This is a genomic window from Devosia lacusdianchii (genome assembly GCF_022429625.1).
Classification (GTDB): Bacteria; Pseudomonadota; Alphaproteobacteria; order Rhizobiales; family Devosiaceae; genus Devosia; species Devosia lacusdianchii.
Window position 1 is genome coordinate 3267113 of record NZ_CP092483.1, and the last position, 21569, is coordinate 3288681.

Below are 21569 nucleotides of genomic sequence, written 5' to 3' on the forward strand. Positions count from 1 at the left end.
CGGCAACTTGGTCACAACAAATCCGCGTGGAATCATCGCCCCGAGGCGCCGGGCCGCTTGAATATCTCAGTCAGGGCCAACAGGGCGACCAGATGAATGTTCTCGGTGGTCTTCGGGTCTTTCGCGCAGCGGACGAACGACGATACCGTGAAGCGCACGCCCTCGCGATTGCCGCTCGCGGTATAGTGCAAGCGGCGGAATACCGGATCGTAGCGGGATGCCGTCACGCGAAAGTCCATTTGCCTCATCACTCACGCCGCCGGATGGCCGACAGCTCAAACCCTGCGGGATTCCCCCTCGCCTCAGGTTGACTCAGTTGCACGAAATAGGAAACTCACTTCCACATCAGCTGCGCACTTCCGGGACTTCGCCGAGGCCACCCCGGTTGCCGGCCGCACCATGCTCACCGGGACGCGGGAAGCGCTCCGCGTGACCGCTGTCGTCGACGACGCACCACGCTTCCAGATCGGCGACAAGGTCCACTTCGTGCTACCGGCAACACCCGCTGCCTTGTTTGCCCCAAGCATCGCGCTAGAGGCTCTTCCATGTCTGTCTTCAGTGTTTACGCCCGTCCGCTGGCAAAGCGTTTGGCAACACTTGCGGACCGCCGGTATGTGGCTCTTTCCCGGAACACTCATCGTTCTCGGTACGATCGACGCCCTGACCAATGGCCGCAGCCGAAACTGGCCCTTTCGCGACCGATAGAAACGCTAGCGCCGAATGCAACACGGCCGCCCCTCATTTCGAGAGACGGCCGTTTGACGAGTTCGCTGAAATCATTCAGCTAAATTTGGTAGCGAAGCCCAGATTTGAACTGGGGACACACGGATTATGATTCCGCTGCTCTAACCAACTGAGCTACTCCGCCATAAGGTCAGCACGGGTTCCCCGAGCGACGCGCACTAACTAAGTTTAGCACGCCCCCCTGTCAAGCCGCTAGCCCGCCTCTTTCAACGCCGCGCATACATGCCGGCAATCGCATCGCGCACCAACGTTAGATCCGCCTCGAACTTTGCCTGCTCGCGAGCCTTCACGTCCGCATCTGGAATGCGCAGCAGATAGGACGGATGGTTGGTGACGAAGAGCAGTGTGCCGTCGTCGAGGGTAATCGGGCTGCCGCGCAGCTTGCTGATGGTCGCCGCCTTGCCCAAGAGGCTATATGCTGCGGTTGCGCCGAGCGCCACGATGACCTTGGGTTTGACGAAACCGATCTCGAGCTTGAGCCAGAACTTGCAGGCCTGAACCTCGCCGCCATCGGGCCGCTGGTGAATGCGGCGCTTGCCGCGCGGCTCGAACTTGAAGTGCTTGACCGCATTGGTGACATAGACGCGACTGCGGTCGATGCCGACCTTCGCAACCGCCGCGTCGAGCACCTTGCCGGCCGGTCCGACAAAGGGCTTTCCCGCCAGGTCTTCCTGATCGCCAGGCTGTTCGCCGACAAACATGACTTCGGCGTGCTCGGGCCCTTCGCCGAACACCGCCTGCGTGGCATTTTGGTGAAGCGGGCAGCGCCGGCAATCCTGGACGGCAACGCGGGCTTCAGCAAGGCTGGCGATTTCGGCTGAATCTTCAGCAGCTTCCGGCGTCCGAGCCTGCTGCCGGAGGTGGCGCGAGGGCGGTTGCGTCGCCGTGCGCTCGATCATCTCTGCCTCCATCTGTCTGGCGCCTCGGATCAGGGGTGCAATGAGCTCGGCCTCCGGCAGGTTGCGCCAGTACTTGACCGGCATTTCCGATTTCATCATCGAAACCTTGAGCCGGGCCGGATTGAAGATGGAGGAAAAATACGTCTTCCAATCGGCCTCGACCGCGTCGTCCAGCGGGACGTCGGAGCGCTGGCCGCCCGGGCCGAACGCAAGGCTTTCGCCGTCCCAATAGGCGCTGCGATAAGGGGTGACGATAGCCCAGATCATGCCATCGAAGCGTCGCGCAAAGAAAGGCGCGGTCGCCTCCAGCGTGTAGTGCTCGGGCTCGAACCAGGCGGCATAGCGCTCGAGGCCAGAATCGTCGGCGATGGATTTGAAGCGCACAAAGGCCTTCATCTTGTGGCTGTCGCGATGCACCGCCGACACCCACTTGGTGAGCGAACCAGTATCACCTGACGCCGCATTCGCCAGCAATTGCCTGTCGCGCTGCAGGTCCCACAGCAGGCGATAGAGCACGGCGAAGCGCGCGGGATCGCTGTGGCAGATGGCCTGCTCGGCCAGATCGAGGAATTGGCGGGGGACAAATCCCACTGGACGATCAACCTGCCGCACTACTGGCGGTTCCACGCTGTCGAGAAGACCGCTCGCATCATCCTGCATGCGCCACTCGACCTCATCGGGGGATAGGTCGACCGCCAGCAATTGCCGAGCATGGCCACGCCACTCGGCAAAATCGTTAGGCGATTGCAACCGGACGACATGCATTAGAACAGGCTCAACTGCTCGGGCTCCGGCGTCAGCCGGGCCCGCAGGCGGTGATCGTCGGTCAACCCGCCGGGATTCCAGTCGGCGGCCTCGATGAATGGGCGCACCTTGTCGATCGAACCGGCAATGCGCGCCACGTCGTCGAGCCGCAGGCGATGATGCCGGCGGGTGGAAAGAATGCGGTCGATGCTGCGCGTCCCCAGCCCTGGCACGCGCAACAGCATCTCGCGATCGGCCCGGTTGACGTCCACCGGAAACCGCGCCCGGCTCTTCAGCGCCCAGGCAAGCTTGGGGTCGATATTGAGATCGAGCAATCCATCCTGCCCGCCGGCAATGATCTCGGGCACGTCAAAGCCATAGAAGCGAATGAGCCAGTCGGCCTGGTACAACCGATGTTCCCGCATCAATGGCGGCGGCCGCAGCGGCAATCGGGAACTGGCATCGGGAATGGGCGAAAACGCCGAGTAATAGACCCGGCGCAGCCGGTACCCCGAATAGAGCCCGGCCGCACGATTGAGGATGGCCCCGTCATCGGCCGCGTCGGCGCCGACGATCATCTGTGTCGATTGGCCCGCCGGAGCGAACTTGGGCGGCTTGGCTCTCGCCTTCTTGTCCGGCTCGGCCTCGTCGAGCTTGCCGCGCACACGGGCCATGGCGGTGCGAATTTCGCTTGGCTTCTTCTCCGGCGCCAGCACTTGGAGACCGATATCGGTCGGCATCTCGATATTGGTCGAAAGCCGATCCGCCCACCGCCCCGCCTCCGCCAGCAGTTCCGGCGCCGCATTGGGGATGATCTTGAGATGGATATAGCCGGCGAAATGGTAGTCCTCGCGCAGCGACCGCGCCACCTGCACCAGCTCTTCCATCGTATAGTCCGGCGACCGGATGATGCCCGAGGATAGGAACAGCCCTTCGATATAGTTGCGCTTGTAGAAGTCCAGCGTCAGCCGCACCACCTCCTCGACGCTGAACCGCGCCCGGGCGACGTTGGAGGATGAGCGGTTGACGCAATAGATGCAGTCGTAGACGCAGAAGTTGGTCAGCAGTATCTTGAGCAGGCTGATGCAGCGCCCGTCCGGCGCATAGGAGTGGCAAATGCCGCTGCCCTCGGTCGAGCCGATGCCGCCCGTACCGGCGCTGTTGCGTTTTTCCGAACCGCTGGAGGCACAGGATGCATCATATTTAGCGGCATCGGACAGGATCGCCAGCTTACGACGCAAGGTCAGCGCGGTCATTTCTGTTCCCTTTATGTTCATGGAACAGATAGCGCAGATCACGGATTCGGCGCATGTCAAAATGACATGTGTCCGGGATTTGTGATCGACGTAGCGCCAAGCGCGAGACCAACCGGCGAAGTTCGCCGGCTGGCCGTCATCTCATGAGCGGGCGAGAATATCCTTGGCGCCGGCAACCAATTGCTCGCCGCCTTCCTGCGGCGTCTTGGCCCCGAAACCGATTTCCTGGCTCAGTGTCCGCAGCAGCGATAGATCGATTTCGCCCGCCGCGGCTGGCGGCGGCGGCGGAATGTCGCCCATCAACGGCCCCAGATTGTCGAAGAAGTCGATGGTGACGCGCTCCAAGTCGGAGAGATCGCCGACGATGTGTTCGCGGGACGCGGCCGAACACGGAATGCCACGCTCGAGACCCAGCAGCTTGGCCGCCCCCAGGTCGCGGACGAAGAAATTCGCCAGATCCACCGCACGGTCCTTGGCGGTCGAGTTCTGCGACAGCGTCCAGAACATGGTGGGCTTGCGATAATGCCCGCCCGCCCCACCGGCCTCGGCCAGCGGCATATTGGTGACGGTGAGCTTGTCCTGCGCCAAAGCCTGGTAGGCGATGAGTTCGTTGACGCCGGTAATGCCCGTCGCGGCGCGCCCGGTGATCAGCATGCTGGTATCGATCGTGCCGGTGGACAGCGCCTGGGTCTCGGCGGTGACGCAAGCCTGCTTGTCGCGCAGATCGGCCCAGAGCGTGAACCATTCGGCGGCATCTATAGCCTCGAAAGCCAGCTCACCCTCGGGCGTATAAAGCGCCTTGCCGCGCTGGCGCAGCCAGTTTTCCAGTGCTGGCTCGCTGCCCGAAGCATCGAGCAGCATCCGCATCTCGCCATTGGCCGCATTGAAGGCCTCCGCCATTCCGGCAAGATCGGCATAGGTCGTGGTGGCGCCCGGAACCGGCAGTCCGGCCCGCTCGAAGGCGCTGACATTGGTCTGAAGACAGAAGCCGCCTGCCCCCAGGCTCACGCCATAGAGCTTGCCATCGACCTTGCCGGCCGCAACCTGGTCGGCGTCGAAATCGCCAAGGTCCAACACGTTGCCCAGATAGTCGTCGAGTGGCGCCAAGACGCCGCGCCGGCCGTATTCGACGATATAGCGATAATCCATCTGGATCAGGTCAGGCGCATTGCCGCCCGCCATCTGCGTTGCCACCTTGGTCCAGTAATCGTTGAACCCGAGGAATTCACTGGCAACGGCCGCCTCCCCGCGCGCTTGCTGGAACAGGTCGAACACCGCGAATGTGCGGTCGGCACGCGCCTGCCCGCCCCAGAAGATGGCGCGGAGCGCCTCCTGCTGCGCATGGGCGAGCCCCGGGAGCACCGACGCCCCCATCAGCGCGGCCGCCCCTTGCAGCCATTGCCTGCGATTGATCGTCATTTCGTCTCCTCCTGGCTCTTTTGAGCATTGATCTGGGCGAGCTGCCGGTCCTCTCCCGGCGTCGTGCCGAAATAGGATTTGTACTGGCGCGAGAAATACTGCGTGCTCGAATAGCCCAGCAGCGAGCAGATCTCGCCGATGCTCATCGAGGTGGTCTGCAACAGGTCGCGCGCCTTGAGCAGCTTGGTCGATTTGACGAAACGCGCCGGGCTGACCCCGAATAACCGCCGGAAGGTGCGGGTGAAATGCGACCGGCTGCGAAAGACATGGTCCGCCAGCTCGGCGATATCGTCATGTTCGGCCGGCATTTCGAGCACCTTGTTGGCCAGTTCAATGACGTCGCGATCGAGGCGCGACGTCGGCGCATCCGATTGCTGCATCTGCCGGGCCGCCGCATGCAGATCGTCGAGGACGGCCCGTAGCAGCGTCGCCGCGCGCCGGCCGGTATCAGCCATGCCCGCCAGCTCCGCTGCATGCAATTGCACGATCTTGCGCGTCACCGCGTCGATGAACAGGAAGTCGGGCGTCCAGCACCAGACCGGCGGCAGTGGCGCGTCCGAACCGGCATAGCTATAGTTGAGAAACGTCACCCCCAGCCGGTTGGCCGGGTTGTGGCTGGCCTGATAGACGCCATCGGGCCGCATCACACAGATCATGCCCGGCACCAGCGCAATCCGCTCACCCGCCGGCGTCAGCAAGTCCCCCTCGCCGGCCCAGATGAACCAGATCCGGTAATTGTCCTTTTTGGACGCATCCGAGGTGAAGCTCCAGGATGGGTCGCACAGCATGCGCCCCACCGGCGCCCGCAACACGACGCCCGGGACATCCGAACCTGCTTCATCGGAAATGGCGGGGTTCAACAGGTTGCGCCGGCCCCCTCGCCGCCAAAAATCGCCAGGCGTTCGGCCGGGTCGCTGGGTCGAGCCTGCTGGTCCATGTAGTGAAACTGCAGGGCTCGCCGCCGCTGCCCCGAATTGTTCGACGGCGTGCCATGCGGAAGCAGCCCGTCGAAGAACATGCCGTCGCCTGGCCGGAGCGGAAACGCCACCGAGCGCTGGCCGGCCATGTCGGTGTCGCAGATTTGCCAGTCCCGCCGGCGGAAATGGTGCATCGGCCCGGCCAGGTGGCCGCCATCGAGCACCTGCATGCAGCCATTGGCAATGGTCGCCTCGTCCACCGCGATCCACACCCCGACAATGCGGGTGCCCAGCGGATAGTCGAAAAAGGCGTGGTCCTGATGCCAGGGCTTTTCGCGCCCGCCATGCGGGGGCTTCAGCAGCGCCATGTCCTGGAACAGTCGCACGTCGCGATCGAGCAGGTGCCGGCAGATCGCGCCGATCCGCTCGCCCAGCGCGATCTGCGCCAGCCGATCCTCATACGGCACGAAATCGTAGAGCTTGCGCACCGCATCATAGCGCTCCTGCGCGCTCATCTGCTCGACGCTATCCTGATAGCTCTTCTCATAGGACACACCTGAAAACACCGGCACGCGGCCATAGATCAGGTCGTCGATCGCATTCTTGGCATCGTCCAGTTCGCGCGCATCCAGCAGGCCGGTGACCGAGAGCCAACCATGCTGGCGGTAGTGGCTCCGCGACGCCTCGGTCAGCGCTTCGGCGATCTCGACGCGCGGCGCCACCGCCTGCGGATCATAGAGCCCCTCCTGATAGGTCCCACCCTGTTCCTGGTCGAATTGCAGCATCGTTCCGCCCATCCCTGTCCGCGTCATTGTCGCGTCACTGGCATGGATGTTGGTTCAAATATCCCGCAAAACCAAGGCTACGAAGGCGGCAGAGTTGTGCACGATTCGCGCATAGTGCACCTTGATCGCCAGTCAGGGTCGGGCCGATCGTTCGAAAATCGACACCAGTCTGTTGGAATTGTCGCGCTGCACAAACCAAGGGCCATCGACTACATCTTGATCAACGGAGCGCGATACCTCGCGCCAATCAGGAGACACACCATGACACTCGAACTCGGAGGCATCCATCACCTCACCGCGGTTACCGCAGAAGCGAAGAAGAACCTCGCATTCTATACCCAGACCCTGGGCATGCGGCTGATCAAGAAGACCGTCAACCAGGACGACACCACGGCCTATCACCTGTTCTATGGCGACGGCGTGGCCTCGCCCGGCGCCGACCTGACGTTCTTCGATTTCGACGCCCCGCGCGAAAGCCGTGGCAACCACACGGTTGGCCGCACCGGCCTGCGTGTCGATAGCGAGGACAGCCTGAACTGGTGGAAGAACCACCTGCAGAACCACAATGTCGGAACCAGTGCCATCAAGGAACGCAATGGCCAGCTTTCGCTCGACTTCGAGGATTTCGAAGGTCAGCGCTTCCGCATGGTCATCGACAGCGCAAACAAGGTGGTGCCCTGGGCCAGGTCGCCCGTACCCGCGGATCGGCAGATCATCGGCCTTGGCCCCATCACCCTGTCGGTGCCGCGTCTCGACCGCACCGAAGCCGTGCTGACCCAGGTAATGAACATGCGCAAGGTTCGGGAATACCCGACCACCAGCCACACCCCGGAAACCCACGTGTTCGAAATGGGCCCCGGTGGCCCGGGCGCTGAAATCCACGTGGCGGTCGACCCGAGCCTGCCCATGGCCCGGCCAGGAGCCGGTGGCGTGCACCACGTCGCCTTCCGCACACCGGACCAGGATAGCCTGCGCCAATGGATCGAACGGGTGACCCAGGCGGGCATTCGCTCGAGCGGAGAAGTCGAGCGCTTCTACTTCACCTCGCTCTACTTCCGCGAGCCCAATGGCATCCTGTTCGAGATCGCCACCGACGTCCCCGGCTTCGCCGCCGACGAGCCGATGGAAACCCTGGGCGAAAGCCTGGCCCTGCCGCCCTTCCTTGAAGGCCGCCGCGCCAGCATCGAAGCCGGGCTGAAACCGCTGGTTTGAAATGCGTGGGTGGAGCTGGATGAGCCCCACCCACAATCGCTTCCTCCGGACTTGATCCGCGGGTCACTGGCAACACCTGCTGCACAATGAGAGACCCCCGGATCAAGTCCGGGGGAAGCGGTTGTGAATGCGATGGATCCGTGGCAACCCGCTACTACTGCGCGGGCGTCCCTTCGACCATGGGCACCGTGACGTCGATATCCGGCGCTGGCGCCTTGGCATCCGGCTCCAGCATCGCCGCAGTCTTGATCAGCTGGATGAACTCGGCGCGATAGCCGCTTTCGTCCTCGCCACGGCCCGAACGCGCAAGGTCGGCGATTTCCGTCCACTTCATGGCGGTGCCGTAATTGCTGTCCTTGAGCTTCTGCCCGAAGGCGGCCACGGCAGCGGCAAACCGCATGTCGTCGCTCACCGCACCAATATCGCCATAGACCACGTCGGATGTCACTGGCTGCTCGATGAGCTGGCTGACATCGCTCTCGGGCAGCTTGTAGCGCATCTTGAGGAAGGCGATCTCACCGCCGTCAGAAGCAGCCGCCTCGGCAGTCTGGCCGTAGCGCAGCGGATCGACAAGCTCGGCGCCAGAACCGACCGGGGTAATCTCATAGATCGCCGTCACCGTATGACCGGCACCGATATCGCCGGCATCGACCGCGTCGTTGTTGAAGTCCTCGCGGTTAAGCGCCCGGGTCTCGTAGCCGATGAGGCGGTATTCAGCCACCACGGCCGGGTTGAACTCGACCTGGATTTTCACATCCTTGGCGATCATTTCGAGCGTCGAGCCGCCCTCTTCCACCAGCACCTTCTGGGCCTCGCGGAAGTTCGAGATATAGGCGGCGTTGCCGTTGCCGTTCTGGGCCAGCGCCTGCATCGTGTCGTCGCCCAGATTGCCCTGGCCGAAGCCGAGCACGGAGAGCGTCACGCCGCTGTCGCGCTTGCCCTTGATGAAGGTTTCGAGTTCCTCGAGGTCCTCGATGCCAACATTGAAGTCGCCATCGGTGGCCAGGATCACGCGGTTGGTCCCATTGGCCACCCTGGCCTGCTCGGCCAGCCGGTAGGCCAGCTCGATCCCCTCTGCGCCTGCCGTGCTGCCGCCGGCCGCCAGATTGTCGAGCGCCGTCAGGATTTTGGCCTTGTCCGTCGCCGCGGTCGGCTCCAGCACCACGCCGGCCGATCCGGCATAGACCACGATCGATACCGTATCATTGGCCGAGAGCTGGTCGACCAAGAGGCCAAAAGCACGCTTCAGCAGCGGCAGCTTGTCCGGCTCGTCCATCGATCCCGACGTGTCGATCAGGAACACCAGATTGCTCGCCTTGTCCTCGGTAACCGGGGGCACATAGCCCTTGATACCGATATGCAGCAGCTGCGTCTTGGCGTTCCAAGGCGTCGGATAGACCGCCATGGTCGGCTTGAACGGCGCCTGGGCGCTGTCGGCAGCGGCATAATCATAGGGGAAGTAGTTGATCATCTCCTCGATGCGCACCGCATCGGGTTCGGGGATGTAACCATCTTCCAGCATCCGCCGGACATAGGAATAGCTGGCGGTGTCGACGTCGATCGAGAAGGTCGAAACCGGATCGGTCGCCGTCACTTTGAGCGGCTGCTCATCGAAATCGGTAAACTCGTCACCCGACGGATCAAGCGGCGCGGCCGATGCCGGCTGCTCGAGATAGTAGGAGTCGGTCGTCATCCCGCCGTTCGGCGCGATGGTCGTCGGCGCCGCACTCATCTCCATCGTTGGCCCCGGAGCAGGCTGAGCCCCAAACTGCTGGCGGGCCAGCGCATCATCGGCAACGTTGGACGCAGCGGCGGTACTGCGCGAGCGTTCGTCCTTGGTCATCGGCTCGGGCGCCGTGGCAGCATCGGCCTCGGTTTCCGCCGCCAGCGACTCGGCAACTTCAGCGGGAGCCGGCGCAGGAGCGATCGGCGCCTGCGGCCGAGTTGGAGCGGCCTCCACCGCGACCGGCTCGACCGGTGCGGGGCGGGTGCTGACCGCCGGGGTGTGGGTCGGGGTCATCGACGTGGTCGTATAGAGCTGGTAGCCGAGCGGCAGGATCAAGAGTGCGAAAGCGGCCGTGCCGATTGGGATACGCATGTCCATGATCGATTTCCCTTTCAAGGAAGTGATGATGGACGTGAGACGCTGGCCCCAAATATTTCCTTGGGGTGCCACGACAGATTTTTTTTCGACCTCGATTTTTGCCGCCTCGAAGGCCGCCATGCCAGCCGCAAGCGCCCGCTTTCTCGCTTCCGCGCGCGGGTCAGGCGCCGTAGCACCTTTCAGCTTGTTGAACGGATCGTCTTGCATATCATCGCTCATAGCAGCCCCCTCAGGGTCTTGCGCGCCTCGTGGACATGGAAGGAGACCGTGGCCTCCTTGATGCCCATGATTTCGGCCGCCGCCGCATGGCTCAATTCCTCCGCATAAACCAGCAGCACCGCGTCGCGCTGCTTTTCAGGCAGTTCCCGCACCGCCGCCCAGAGCTGCCGGCTCGTCGCCGCTTCTTCCTGCTCGGCCGGCTGATCCTCGGGGGTCACTTCCGCATAGGCGTCGGCATACTTGCCCCGACGCTTACCGGCGCGTTGCATATCGCGCACCGCATTGAGCGTGATGCGATAGACCCAGCTCGAGAAAGCCGAGCGGCCGTCGAAGCTGGCGATGACGCTACCCAGTTTCACGCACACATCCTGCGCGATGTCCTCGGCGTCACTGCGGTTGCCGCACCATTTCCAGGCCGTGCGATAGATGAGGTCATAGTGGTCCTCGATCAGTTCGCCAAAGGCTTCGGCATCGCCGTTTTGTGCACGAACGACCAGCGCCCGCGTCATTGCGTTCGCTGGGTCGATCGGTGCTGCGGCAGTCAGTCCCATCACTGGAGCATGCACTCATGCCTTACTTTGGCAGTCACTCTAATGGTAAGACGCCGCCGCGCCCCCACTCCTTGGGTGCTGTCCGCAGATTTTTTCAAAGGCCGATCCGATGGACGATGAACCCAAGCCGAACCCCTTCGCACTGAACCGCGGTCGCGTGGTGTTGCTGATCCTGGGCGCACTTCTGGTTCTCATCGGCATTTCGACCGCCATGGGCGGGCTGTCGTCTTACCAGCAGCTCAAGGACGCCTCAACCGCCGCCAAGGCCTCAACCGACCCGGCGGCGCCCGCAGCCAACTAAGCCGCAAACACCGCCGGCACAGCTTCGGCGATAAACCCGCCGCCCCAGACTTCCGAGGTTGCGGTATCGTCGGCGTAGAATACGCAGGCCTGGCCCGGTGAGATCCCGTACTCGCCCGAGACCAGCGTTACAAACACGCTGCCATCGCGCTCCTGGATAACCGCCGGCTGCGGGCCGCGCGTCGAGCGCACCTTGACCTCAAGCGGCGCGCCATTGCCGGCCGAGAGCTCGGCCAGCGGCCGGTCGCCCAACCAGTTCACGTCGCGCAGCCGCACGGTGTGGGTCTTCAGCGCCTCGCGCGGCCCCACGATCACCCGCCCGGTCTTGTGCTCGAGCTTGATCACATAAAGCGGCTCGCCAGCGGCAACACCGAGGCCCTTGCGCTGGCCGATCGTGTAATTGACGATCCCCTCATGCGTGCCGAGTACGCGGCCGTCGAGATGCACGATTTCGCCCTGCGCCACCGCCTCGGGATGCATCTTGCGGATGATATCGGCATACTTGCCCTGCGGCACGAAGCAGATGTCCTGGCTATCGTGCTTCTCGGCGATTTCGAGTCCCATCTCACGGGCCAGCTCGCGCACCTCGGCCTTGCCCATGCCGCCCAGCGGGAAGCGGAGATAATCGAGCTGCTCCTGCGTGGTCGCGAACAGGAAATAGGTCTGGTCCCGCTCCGCATCGACCGGGCGGAACAGCTGCCGCCGACCATCCTCGCCTAGCCGCGACTGCACATAGTGCCCGGTCGCCAGCACGTCGGCGCCGAGGTCGCGCGCCACCTCCATCAGGTCGACAAACTTTACCGACTGATTGCAGGCAATGCACGGCACCGGCGTTTCGCCCTGCTGATAGGCATTGGCGAAGGGTGCGATGACCGAGCGCTTGAAGCGCTCTTCATAGTCCAGCACGTAGTGGGGAATGCCCAGCGTCGCTGCGACACGGCGCGCGTCATGAATATCCTGCCCGGCGCAGCAGGCACCTTTGCGATGGGTGGCTTCGCCGTGATCATAAAGCTGGAGAGTGACGCCAACGACGTCGTAGCCCTGGCGGGCAAGGAGGCCCGCGACGACCGAAGAATCCACGCCCCCCGACATCGCGACGACGACGCGCGTGTCTTCGGGACGCTTGGCGATATCAAGCGAGTTCAGCATCTTTCTGGTATCCGGTTGGGTTCAAGGGCCAGCGGACGAATTTCGAGTTCGGGCTCATACGCCTTTCGCGCCCAGCCCGCAACATTTGCCCGGCAGGATTTGCCGCCTCGTCATTCCATGCCGGCCGGCAGGCCAGCGCGTGAGCCGACCAATCCTTTGAAATCGCTGCATTTCTACCGATGACGCCAAGTTGGCAGGGCCCTTGCATCACCATTGGCGGATTAGTCTCATTTTCGCGAGGCCGCTTACGTGGCATCACATCTGCTCATTATCCCCAATGCCGCCGGCGCCCCCGCGGCCCGTGCCATCAGCGCGCAGGCCAATGGTGAGGCTGACGCGAACGGCGCTTTCGCCGCGTTTTTGGGCGCACCATCCCAGCAGGACAATGCCAAGGCCAGCACCGAGGCTAGCCTGGGCCTGGGCAACTTGCTGAGCCTGGCCTTTGGCGCTGGCTTGACCGGCGAAGACGACCAAGAAACCGCCGATCCGGAAGCCATCGCCGCGCCGATCGATGCCATCCTGCCCTTCCAGGCCGAGACCACGCCCGCGCTCGGCGACCTCATCGATGGCCTGGTCGACCTCAAGGCCCGGCTCGATGCCGGCGAGCCGCTGGACCCCGAAGCGCTCAAGCGCCTCGACGCGATGCTGCAATCGCTCGGCGAGGCCCTCGATATCGACCTCACCAAACTGCCCTCGGTCGACGAACTGGCCGCCCTTGCCACGGCAGACCTCCCCGAAGGCGCCAGCTTTCAGGATCAGCTGACCAAGGCCCTGGCACCCGTAGCGCAATCGCTGGTGGGCGGCGAGGTCACTGCCGATGTCGAACTTTCTACCCTCGCCAAATCCGTCGGCGACAAATTGGCCGCGCTGTTGCAATCGCTCAATGCCGGTGATCTCGATCCCGAAAAACTGGCCGCGCTTGGCCTCGATGCCGAAACCAATATCGACGCCGATCTACAGGCTGCGATCACCAAGCTGCTGACCCCGGCCGCGCCGGTCGATCCGGCGGCCACCGCCCCAGCGCTCGCGGCGCCTGCCCTCAAGCTCACCGAACCGGTGCTGAGCGGCAGGCCCGCCGAGCCGGCCGCTGCGGCCGAAACCGCCGACGCCCCAACGTCCACCCCGGTCGTGGCCGTCGACACCAACAAGGATGCCAGCGCCGATACATCCGGCGACTCCAAATCCGACGACAAGAAGCCCGCCGACACCAAGGCAGCCGTGACGATCGCCTCCACGGTCGACAAACTGCCCGATCAGCAATCGGCCGGCCAAACGCCCCAGCAGATTTCGCGTGTCGATGCCGCCGCGGCACCGCGCGTGGTCCAGGCCGGCTACCAGACCAGCCAGCAACAGCTCAATCTGCCTCAGCTTGCCTTCGAGCTGGTCCGCCAGGTCAACGATGGCAATACCCGCTTCCAGATGCGGCTCGATCCGCCCGAACTGGGTCGCATCGACGTCAAGCTCGACATCGACGCCTCCGGCCAGGTCAATGCCCGCCTGACGGTCGAAAAGGCCGAAACGCTCGACCTGATGCAGCGCGACCAGCGCGGCCTGGAAAAGGCCCTGCAGCAGGCTGGCCTCGATGGCGCCAAGACCAATCTCGAATTCTCGCTCAAGCAAAATCCGGGCGGTAACCAGCAGGGCCAGGATGGTAATGGCCGCACGCCACTGTTTGGCGGCGAGGTCACCGCCGAAGCCGACGAGGCCCCCTTGCCTACCGTCAACCTTTACCGCGGCAGCCTGACGGCCAGCGGCGTCAACATCATCGCGTAGGAGTATCTGATGGCAGTCGATGGCGTTTCAGGGTCCAGCAACAACAAGACGGCGACGTCGCGGCAGACCATTGCCGACAATTTCGACACCTTCCTCAACATCCTGACCACGCAGCTCAAGAACCAGAATCCGCTCGATCCGCTCGATACCAACCAGTTCACCCAGCAACTGGTGCAGTTCACCGGCGTCGAGCAGCAGCTCAAGACCAACGAGTTTCTGGAAACGCTGATGCTGGCCGGCCAGAACACCGCCAAGTCCGACGCCGTCTCCTATATCGGCAAGGAAGTGACATCGTCGGGCAAGACCGGCGAATTGACCAATTCGGAGCCGGTTTACTGGGCCTATGACGCCAACGCCAACGCCGCCAACGCCACCATCAGCATCAAGAATGCCAATGGTCAGGTAGTCTATTCCAAGACCGGTCCGATCAGCGCCGGCGCCGGAACCTTCGTCTGGGATGGCAAGGGCACCGATGGCAACACCCAGCCCAACGGCGTCTACACGATCGACATCCAGGGCGCCGATGCCAATGGCAAGGCCGTGAAGATCAGCACCGCCTCGATCGGCGTCGTCACCGCGGTCGATTTCACCGGCGACGTACCCGTCCTCACCATCGGCACCCGCCGCGTCGCAATCACCGACGTCACCGACGTGCGCATTCCCGATGTGACCAAGCCCAAGAGCGAAACCTAAGCCAATCGCGGGGGTTAATCCCGTACAAACCGGAATCCCTGCCGCGACCGGCTACCCATTGATGTGGGGTAGCCCACATGGATTCCGGTTTCCGCTGCAACCATTGCCCCGGATATTGCAAGCCGCACGCCCTGTTTTCATGCCGGCAAGTCTTCGATTCAATTCCTTGAAATCCAAGACCATTCTTAACCTGTTGTAAGTTTCCCCTTAGTCGAATTTTAAGGCCGTTGGCCTACTCTCTTCCTCATATGGTCAGGTTGAGTAGAGAGTAAAATGACCGTACAAATGCGTCCTCGCGTTAAGTACGTTATCGGACCGGACGGTAGTCCGCTCACGATTGCAGATCTGCCCCCCGCTAATACGCGGAGGTGGGTCATCCGCCGTAAAGCCGAAGTCGTCGCAGCAGTGCGCGGCGGATTGCTCAGCCTTGAAGAGGCCTGCGACCGCTATACACTCAGCGTCGATGAATTCCTCAACTGGCAGGCCGCCATCGACAAGCATGGCCTTGCTGGCCTGCGGACCACCTGGATCCAGCACTACCGAGAGGGGTGAGGGGCGGCGGGCGAAGCCCGACAGATCGCTCCAGTGGAGCGACTTGAGCCACGAACACCTTGAGCCTTGCGAAAGGCCGGTCTGATGGGATCAGGCACGATTTTCAAAGCCCGCCGGCGCAAGCTGGCGGGCTTTGTGTTTCTCTTCGCTTTCCCGAGCGGTTCCGCCCCCACCCACAGCCGCCTCCCCCGGACTTGATCCGGGGGCCTTTCGCCGCTTGTGCCGTGTTGAGAATGAAGCGGATCAAGTCCGCGGGAAGATGGGCGGATCTCAACCCCTATCCACGACAAACTACCGACTAACGGCTCAGGGCGTCTCCGGCCCCATCCACCGCGCGCCCGCTTCCCGGCTCATCAGCCGTTCGTAATAGTCCGCCACTGCTGCGAACGCCTTCTTCTCGGCGGGAATTGCCATCCACCGATGCACCGAAAGCGCCACGGCGATATCGGCAATGGTGAACTCCCCACCCGCCACGAACGCCCCAGTGCGCGCCAATTGCGCTTCGAGCAGGTCCATCTTCGCCGACCACCTGGCGATCGAATCGGCGACCTTGGTGGGATCGTCATAGCCCGGCGTCTTGCGGATCAGCGCGTTGACTGCATAGCCCCAGGGCGGATTGAGCTCGCTGGCCTGCCAACCCAGCCATTGCAGCGCCACCGCCCGCAACTCCAGTTGCGCCGGCAGCAGCCGCCCTTCCCGCTCCGCCAGGTAGATCAGGATGGCGTTGCTCTCCCACAGCACGAACTCGCCCTCGACCAGAACCGGCACCTGTCCATTGGGGTTGAGCGCCAGAAACTCCGGCACTTTGGGATCGCGCAGCGGCAAGCCCCAGTCCTCGCGTTCATAGGCGAGACCCAGCTCATCCAGCGCCCACAGCACCTTGCGCACGTTGATGGACGTCACCCGTCCCAGAACCTTCAGCATCGCGATAACCTTTCCTTCATTCTGCCCGGCACTTTCTGCCGGGAATTTGCAAACTGCGACTGGGAGTTAAGACAATGTTTACCATCCGCTAGGTAACTTTTGCCTAGCGGTCGTCTCACGCGTTTGCGTCGCAGGACCTTTTTCGAATCGAGTGCCGGCGTGGACAACTTTACCCAGCTGATCAATCGCATAGGCCTGCCCCGGTTGGCCGCCATGGCGACCGTGGCTGTGCTTATGCTCGGCTTCTTCGGTTTCCTGGTCATGCGGGCGCAAACGCCCAATCTCTCACCGCTCTATACCGGCCTTTCTCTCGAAGACTCGTCGGCCATTGTGACCGAACTGCAGACGCTCAACGTTCCCTATGAGTTGCGCGGCGAAGGTGACACGATTCTGGTGCCGCGCGACCAGATCACCACCCTTCGCATGCAGCTCGCCGGTTCAGGCCTGCCTCAGCGCGGCCAGGTCGGCTACGAGATCTTCGACGAGCAGTCGACTCTGGGCGCCACCAGCTTCGTGCAGAACATCAACAATGTTCGCGCCCTGGAAGGCGAACTGGCCCGCACCATCGCCTCGCTGACCCGCATCAAGTCGGCCCGCGTGCATCTCGTCCTGCCAGAACGCGAATTGTTCCGCCGTGAGCGCAAGGACCCCTCCGCCTCCATCGTGCTGTCGGTTCGCGGCGAGCTGGCCTCAGGCGAAATCCGCGCCATCCAGCACCTGGTCGCCTCAGCCATCGAGGGCCTCACCCCGACCCGCGTGTCGATCGTCGACGATCAGGGCAATCTGCTGGCGTCGGGCACTGGCGACGAAACCCAGGGCGCCATGTCCGGCGAAGCCGCGGAGCGTACGCTGGGCTTCGAAAACCGTCTGCGCACCCGCGTCGAGGACATGCTCGCCAATATCGTCGGCGCCGGTCGTGCCCGTGTCGAAGTCAGCGCCGAAATCGACTTCAACCGCTCGACGACGACGCAGGAAACCTTCGACCCCGAAAGCCAGGTCGTCCGCTCGACCCAGACCACCGAGAGCGAGAACATCACCTCGGGCGCCAACGGCCAGGTCACGGTCGCCAACGAGCTGCCCGGCGCGTCGCAGGATGCCGGCACGGCTGGCGCCACCGATCAGGGCACGTCGAGCCAGGAAGTCATCAACTACGAGATTTCCAAGACCACCCAGACCGCCGTCACCGAGGCCGGCGCCATCAAGCGGCTGTCGGTCGCCGTTGTCGTCGATGGCGTCTACGCGACGGACCCTGCCGGCGCCTCGACCTACACGCCGCGCACCGCCGACGAAATCGCGCAAATCCTGACCCTCGTCCGTTCGGCCGTGGGATACTCGGAAGCCCGCGGCGACAGCGTCGAAGTGGTCAACATGCAGTTCGCCGAGCGTCCGGAACTCGCTGTGCCGGGCACCGATGCGGCGGCCGGTCTGCTCGATTTCACCCGTGACGACATCATGAATGGCGCCGAAATGGCAGTGACCCTGCTCATCGCCCTGGCCCTCGTGTTCTTCGTCATGCGCCCGCTGCTCAAGAAGGTGTTGACCCCCGAAACCAAACCGCTGGCTCTGCCGTCGGCGGCCGAGCTTGGTCACCACGGCGTCCTGGGCGCCAATGGCCAAGTCGTCACCGAGGAGCCCGAGACACCCCGCGACAAGACACCCGCCTGGGTGGCCAACGCCAAGTCGATGGGCGAAACCCAGCTCCAGACGCTCAAGACCGTCGGTACCCTCGTCGAAGAAAATCCCCGCCAGGCCGCACTGATCGTGCGCGACTGGCTGGGTAGTGCAGCATAACCGCCATGGCCCTCGTTTCCCAATCGACCGACATCCCCGACGCCAGCCAGCCGCGCCAGCTCGTCGTCAGCGACGCGAGCAATCAGCGCATCCTCAAGGGCGACGAGAAAGCCGCGGCCCTGCTGCTGGCGCTCGGCCCTGACTACGGCAAGCCCATTTTCGACGAACTCGACGAGCTCGAGGTCAAGCAGCTCAGCCGAGCCATGGTCCGCCTTGGCCCGATCACGCAGGAAATGCTCGACGACCTGATGATCGAGTTCGTCACCACCATTTCCTCCAACGGGTCGCTGTCGGGCAATACCGACTCCACCGAGCGCCTGCTGCTCAGCTTCCTGCCGCAGGACAAGGTCGATTCCATCATGGAAGAGATCCGTGGCCCAGCCGGTCGCAACATGTGGGAAAAGCTCTCCAACGTGCAGGCCGACGTGCTCGCCGCCTATCTCAAGAACGAATATCCCCAGACCATCGCCGTGGTCCTGTCCAAGATCGCCACCGACCACGCGTCCAAGGTGCTTGCGGTGCTGCCCGAAGAGCTCGCCATGGACGTAGTGCAGCGCATGCTCGGCCTCGATCCGGTGCAGAAGGAAATCCTCGAAAAGATCGAGACCACCCTGCGCACCGAATTCATGTCGACGCTCAACCATTCCAAGCGCCGCGACAGCCACGAACAGATGGCCGAAATCTTCAACTCCTTCGACCGCCAGACCGAGGCGCGCTTCATCACCACGCTCGAAGAGCACAATCGCGACGATGCCGAGCGCATCAAGGCGCTGATGTTCACCTTCGAAGACCTGGCCAAGCTCGAATCTTCGGCGATCCAGACGCTGCTCAGCAAGATGGACAAGAAGGAACTGGCGCTAGCGCTCAAGGGCGCCAACGACACCATCAAGGAAACCTTCTTCAACAACATGTCGGCCCGTACGGCCAAGCTGCTCCGCGACGATATGGAAGCCATGGGCCCGGTGCGCCTCAAGGACGTCGACGAGGCCCAGGGCCGCATGGTCTCGACCGCCAAGGATCTCGCCGCCAAGGGCGAAATCATGATCATGAAATCCAAAGCCGACGATCAGATGGTGGCGTAAGTGGCACAACCCGCACGTTTCACCTTCGATCTGGATCTGGGCAAGCGCTCGGGCTCGGCCCCGCCCAAGCCAACCGTGCCAGAAGACCTGGTCATGCAGCTTGTCGCCCAGGCCCGCGAGGAGGCTTACGCCGAAGGCCTTGCCGCCGGTGAGCGCAATGCTGCCTCAATGGCCGCCCAGACCCTGGCCGCTGCCGCCGGCACCCTCGCGACCCAGACCGCCGAAATGGCAGCCGCCCTCGATGACGCCACCGCCGAAGTCCGGCGCGAAGCCGTCGAGCTGGCCGCCAGCATCGGCCGCAAGCTGGCGCTGCACCTGCTGGCCCGCTACCCCACCGTCGAGCTCGACGCGCTCATCGCAGAGTGCATGCAAAGCCTCAACGGCGTGCCGCACCTCGTCGTTCGCTGCCATCCCTCCATTGCCGACGGCGTGCGCGATATCGCCACCGCCCACATGCAGACCTCAGGCTTTTCCGGCCGGCTGATCGTCATGGGCGACCCTGACCAGCGCCTCGGCGACGGCAAGCTCGAATGGGTCGATGGCGGTCTCGTCCGCGATATCGGCGCCGTCTCCAAGGACATCGACAAGAAGATCACCGCCTACCTCGCCGCCAGAGCCGGCCAGGGCAAGCCAGAGGAGAGCGGCCATTGAGCGCTTCCGACAACGACGTTACCGCCCATGAAGGCATCACCTTCGAGGAAATGGCAGCTCCCGGCAAAGGTGAGGGTCCAGAAGCCTATGTGGAGCGCAGCGCCGCCGACCTCGAAGCCGTCTTCGACGTCCCGGTTCGTATCTCCGTCGTCCTGGGCCGCACCAAGATGCCGGTGAGCGAATTGCTGCGTCTCGACACCGGCACAGTCATCGAACTCGACCGCCAGGTCGGTGAAGCTGTCGAAATCTTCGTCAATGACCGCCTCGTCGCGCGTGGTGAAATCGTGCTTGTCGAAAGCAAGCTCGGCGTCACCATGACCGAAATCATCAAACCACAGTAAGGAGCTCAAGATGCGCTTGCTCATCGTCGGAGCCCTCGAAGGCCAGCTCAGCACCGCCACCCAGATGGCCATGACCGGCGGCGCCAAGGTCGCTCACGCCCCTTCGGTCGAAATCGCCCTCGCCGCCCTGCGCGCTGGCCGTGGTGCTGATCTGCTACTGGTCGACGTGGTGATGGATATTGCCGGCCTCATCGCCGGGCTCGAAGCCGAGCGCATCGCCATTCCCGTGGTCGCCTGCGGCGTCGAGGCCAATGCCGCCGCCGCCGTCAACGCCATCCGCGCCGGCGCCAAGGAATACATTCCCCTGCCCCCCGACGCCGAGCTGATCGCTGCCGTCATCGCCGCCGTGGCCCGCGACAGCTCCGAGTTCCTGTTCCGCGACCCTGCCATGGAACGCGTCGTCAAAATGGCCGACCAGATCGCCGGCTCCGACGCCTCGATCCTGATCACCGGCGAAAGCGGCACCGGCAAGGAAGTCATCGCCAAATACGTCCACGCCCGGTCCAAGCGCGCCAACAAACCGTTCATCTCGGTCAATTGCGCCGCCATCCCCGAGGCGCTGCTGGAATCCGAACTGTTCGGCCATGAGAAGGGCGCCTTTACCGGCGCCGTCGCCCGCCGCATCGGCAAGTTCGAGGAAGCCTCGGGCGGCACGCTGCTGCTCGACGAAATCAGCGAAATGGACGTGCGCCTCCAGGCCAAGCTGCTCCGCGCCATCCAGGAACGCCTGATCGACCGCGTCGGCGGCGGCAAGCCGGTGCCAGTCGATATCCGCATCCTGGCCACCTCCAACCGCAACCTCAACGAAGCCGTGCGCGAAGGCAGTTTCCGCGAAGACCTGCTGTTCCGCCTCAACGTCGTCAATCTCAAGCTCCCCGCCCTGCGCGACCGCCCCGGCGACATCGCCGCGCTCTCAGAGCACTTCGTCGCCAAATACGCCAAGGCCAATGGCCTGCCCCCGCGCAGCCTGTCGGCCGAGGCCCGCGACGCCCTGCTCCGCGCCCCATGGCCCGGCAACGTCCGCGAACTGGAAAACACGCTGCATCGCGCTGTCTTGCTGTCATCCGGCGATGTCATTGGCCCCGATGCCATCGTCCTGCCTGACGGCATGGGCCTGACCGAAGTGGCGGCGACAAGTTCGCTTTCGGCCCAGCTGGCCCAGACCGCACAGACCATGTCGGCTGCTCTCGTCGGCCGCACCGTGGCCGATGTCGAACGCGACCTGATCCTCGATACCCTCGATCACACCCTGGGCAACCGGACGCACGCGGCCAATATCCTGGGGATTTCGATTCGGACGCTCAGGAACAAGCTCAACCAATATGCCGACGAGGGTACGCATGTGCCCGAACCCGGCGAACGCAGATCGGTCGCTTGATGGCCGTCGCCCCCACGATGTCATTCCGGCGAAGGCCGGAATCCAGGTCCGTGGCTCTCCCCACACTCCAGGTCTGCGGAAACCT

20 protein-coding genes and 1 tRNA gene are annotated in these 21569 nt (G+C 63.5%); 10 read left to right on the top strand and 11 right to left on the bottom strand.

Annotated elements, in window-relative coordinates; all coding sequences use genetic code 11:
* Positions 1-32: 32 nt before the first annotated feature.
* The 7 genes from MF606_RS16095 to MF606_RS16125 form a co-directional block, all read right to left on the bottom strand.
* The gene (locus tag MF606_RS16095; RefSeq protein WP_240230361.1) at positions 33-239 is read right to left on the bottom strand and encodes a hypothetical protein; all 207 of its coding nucleotides are present in this window, start codon (positions 237-239) and stop codon (positions 33-35) included.
* A gap of 552 nt (positions 240-791) precedes the next feature.
* Positions 792-868, bottom strand: a tRNA-Met gene (locus tag MF606_RS16100).
* Positions 869-950: 82 nt separating this feature from the next.
* Positions 951-2408, bottom strand: a complete 1458-nt coding sequence (locus MF606_RS16105; protein ID WP_240230362.1) for a UdgX family uracil-DNA binding protein — start codon at positions 2406-2408, stop codon at positions 951-953.
* Complete coding sequence (locus tag MF606_RS16110; RefSeq protein ID WP_240230363.1) at positions 2408-3643, bottom strand: putative DNA modification/repair radical SAM protein; 1236 nt, start codon at positions 3641-3643, stop codon at positions 2408-2410. The genes MF606_RS16105 and MF606_RS16110 overlap by 1 nt, the downstream gene beginning before the upstream one ends.
* A gap of 141 nt (positions 3644-3784) precedes the next feature.
* On the bottom strand, positions 3785-5062 hold the full coding sequence (locus MF606_RS16115; RefSeq protein WP_240230364.1) for an ABC transporter substrate-binding protein: 1278 nt from the start codon (positions 5060-5062) through the stop codon (positions 3785-3787).
* Positions 5059-5922, bottom strand: a complete 864-nt coding sequence (locus tag MF606_RS16120; RefSeq protein WP_240230365.1) for a helix-turn-helix domain-containing protein — start codon at positions 5920-5922, stop codon at positions 5059-5061. Before MF606_RS16120 ends, MF606_RS16115 begins: the two co-directional genes overlap by 4 nt.
* Positions 5919-6764: a phytanoyl-CoA dioxygenase family protein gene (locus tag MF606_RS16125; protein WP_240230366.1), complete on the bottom strand. Its 846-nt coding sequence runs from the start codon at positions 6762-6764 to the stop codon at positions 5919-5921. Before MF606_RS16125 ends, MF606_RS16120 begins: the two co-directional genes overlap by 4 nt.
* Positions 6765-7025: 261 nt before the next feature.
* On the opposite strand from MF606_RS16125, the gene MF606_RS16130 reads away from it, so the two are divergent.
* Positions 7026-7976: a ring-cleaving dioxygenase gene (locus MF606_RS16130; protein WP_240230367.1), complete on the top strand. Its 951-nt coding sequence runs from the start codon at positions 7026-7028 to the stop codon at positions 7974-7976.
* Positions 7977-8130: 154 nt separating this feature from the next.
* Here MF606_RS16130 and MF606_RS16135 read toward each other — a convergent pair whose 3' ends face one another.
* Both MF606_RS16135 and MF606_RS16140 read right to left on the bottom strand, forming a co-directional pair.
* Positions 8131-10080, bottom strand: a complete 1950-nt coding sequence (locus tag MF606_RS16135) for a vWA domain-containing protein (protein WP_240230368.1) — start codon at positions 10078-10080, stop codon at positions 8131-8133.
* Positions 10081-10295: 215 nt separating this feature from the next.
* Positions 10296-10850 carry an RNA polymerase sigma factor gene (locus tag MF606_RS16140; RefSeq protein ID WP_240233869.1) on the bottom strand — a complete coding sequence of 185 codons (555 nt, stop codon included), beginning with the start codon at positions 10848-10850 and terminating at the stop codon, positions 10296-10298.
* A 109-nt stretch (positions 10851-10959) separates the two neighbouring features.
* On the opposite strand from MF606_RS16140, the gene MF606_RS16145 reads away from it, so the two are divergent.
* Positions 10960-11151, top strand: a complete 192-nt coding sequence (locus MF606_RS16145) for a hypothetical protein (RefSeq protein WP_240230369.1) — start codon at positions 10960-10962, stop codon at positions 11149-11151.
* Here MF606_RS16145 and mnmA read toward each other — a convergent pair.
* On the bottom strand, positions 11148-12299 hold the full coding sequence (mnmA, locus tag MF606_RS16150; protein WP_338084379.1) for a tRNA 2-thiouridine(34) synthase MnmA: 1152 nt from the start codon (positions 12297-12299) through the stop codon (positions 11148-11150). The genes MF606_RS16145 and mnmA overlap by 4 nt on opposite strands.
* A gap of 249 nt (positions 12300-12548) precedes the next feature.
* Between mnmA and MF606_RS16155 the strand changes: the two genes are divergently transcribed.
* The 3 genes from MF606_RS16155 (at position 12549) to sciP (ending at position 15317) form a co-directional block, all read left to right on the top strand.
* Positions 12549-14072: a flagellar hook-length control protein FliK gene (locus MF606_RS16155; protein WP_240230370.1), complete on the top strand. Its 1524-nt coding sequence runs from the start codon at positions 12549-12551 to the stop codon at positions 14070-14072.
* Positions 14073-14081: 9 nt separating this feature from the next.
* Positions 14082-14765: a flagellar hook assembly protein FlgD gene (locus MF606_RS16160; protein ID WP_240230371.1), complete on the top strand. Its 684-nt coding sequence runs from the start codon at positions 14082-14084 to the stop codon at positions 14763-14765.
* A 273-nt stretch (positions 14766-15038) separates the two neighbouring features.
* Positions 15039-15317, top strand: a complete 279-nt coding sequence (gene sciP / locus MF606_RS16165; protein WP_035102845.1) for a CtrA inhibitor SciP — start codon at positions 15039-15041, stop codon at positions 15315-15317.
* Between the two features lie 306 nt (positions 15318-15623).
* Here sciP and MF606_RS16170 read toward each other — a convergent pair whose 3' ends face one another.
* Positions 15624-16241: a glutathione S-transferase family protein gene (locus tag MF606_RS16170; RefSeq protein WP_240230372.1), complete on the bottom strand. Its 618-nt coding sequence runs from the start codon at positions 16239-16241 to the stop codon at positions 15624-15626.
* A 159-nt stretch (positions 16242-16400) separates the two neighbouring features.
* On the opposite strand from MF606_RS16170, the gene fliF reads away from it, so the two are divergent.
* From fliF to flbD, 5 genes are read left to right on the top strand one after another with little or no spacing between them, the layout of a single operon-like run.
* Entirely contained in the window at positions 16401-18032 is a 1632-nt protein-coding gene (fliF, locus tag MF606_RS16175; protein WP_338084380.1) for a flagellar basal-body MS-ring/collar protein FliF, read from the top strand.
* Positions 18033-18037: 5 nt separating this feature from the next.
* Complete coding sequence (gene fliG / locus MF606_RS16180) at positions 18038-19114, top strand: flagellar motor switch protein FliG (RefSeq protein ID WP_240230373.1); 1077 nt, start codon at positions 18038-18040, stop codon at positions 19112-19114.
* Entirely contained in the window at positions 19115-19765 is a 651-nt protein-coding gene (locus MF606_RS16185) for a FliH/SctL family protein (RefSeq protein WP_240230374.1), read from the top strand.
* A 50-nt stretch (positions 19766-19815) separates the two neighbouring features.
* Entirely contained in the window at positions 19816-20106 is a 291-nt protein-coding gene (fliN, locus tag MF606_RS16190) for a flagellar motor switch protein FliN (RefSeq protein WP_240233871.1), read from the top strand.
* Positions 20107-20116: 10 nt separating this feature from the next.
* On the top strand, positions 20117-21484 hold the full coding sequence (gene flbD / locus MF606_RS16195) for a sigma-54-dependent transcriptional regulator FlbD (RefSeq protein WP_240230375.1): 1368 nt from the start codon (positions 20117-20119) through the stop codon (positions 21482-21484).
* Positions 21485-21569: the final 85 nt, after the last annotated feature.

Bases quoted from the DNA above. Each gene is read 5' to 3' on its own strand.
- MF606_RS16095 (WP_240230361.1), bottom strand. From the start codon at position 239: ATGGACTTTCGCGTGACGGCATCCCGCTACGATCCGGTATTCCGCCGC.
- MF606_RS16105 (WP_240230362.1), bottom strand. From the start codon at position 2,408: ATGCATGTCGTCCGGTTGCAATCGCCTAACGATTTTGCCGAGTGGCGT.
- MF606_RS16110 (WP_240230363.1), bottom strand. From the start codon at position 3,643: ATGACCGCGCTGACCTTGCGTCGTAAGCTGGCGATCCTGTCCGATGCC.
- MF606_RS16115 (WP_240230364.1), bottom strand. From the start codon at position 5,062: ATGACGATCAATCGCAGGCAATGGCTGCAAGGGGCGGCCGCGCTGATG.
- MF606_RS16125 (WP_240230366.1), bottom strand. From the start codon at position 6,764: ATGCTGCAATTCGACCAGGAACAGGGTGGGACCTATCAGGAGGGGCTC.
- MF606_RS16130 (WP_240230367.1), top strand. From the start codon at position 7,026: ATGACACTCGAACTCGGAGGCATCCATCACCTCACCGCGGTTACCGCA.
- MF606_RS16135 (WP_240230368.1), bottom strand. From the start codon at position 10,080: ATGGACATGCGTATCCCAATCGGCACGGCCGCTTTCGCACTCTTGATC.
- MF606_RS16140 (WP_240233869.1), bottom strand. From the start codon at position 10,850: ATGGGACTGACTGCCGCAGCACCGATCGACCCAGCGAACGCAATGACG.
- MF606_RS16145 (WP_240230369.1), top strand. From the start codon at position 10,960: ATGGACGATGAACCCAAGCCGAACCCCTTCGCACTGAACCGCGGTCGC.
- mnmA (WP_338084379.1), bottom strand. From the start codon at position 12,299: ATGCTGAACTCGCTTGATATCGCCAAGCGTCCCGAAGACACGCGCGTC.
- MF606_RS16160 (WP_240230371.1), top strand. From the start codon at position 14,082: ATGGCAGTCGATGGCGTTTCAGGGTCCAGCAACAACAAGACGGCGACG.
- sciP (WP_035102845.1), top strand. From the start codon at position 15,039: ATGACCGTACAAATGCGTCCTCGCGTTAAGTACGTTATCGGACCGGAC.
- MF606_RS16170 (WP_240230372.1), bottom strand. From the start codon at position 16,241: ATGCTGAAGGTTCTGGGACGGGTGACGTCCATCAACGTGCGCAAGGTG.
- fliG (WP_240230373.1), top strand. From the start codon at position 18,038: ATGGCCCTCGTTTCCCAATCGACCGACATCCCCGACGCCAGCCAGCCG.
- fliN (WP_240233871.1), top strand. From the start codon at position 19,816: ATGGCAGCTCCCGGCAAAGGTGAGGGTCCAGAAGCCTATGTGGAGCGC.
- flbD (WP_240230375.1), top strand. From the start codon at position 20,117: ATGCGCTTGCTCATCGTCGGAGCCCTCGAAGGCCAGCTCAGCACCGCC.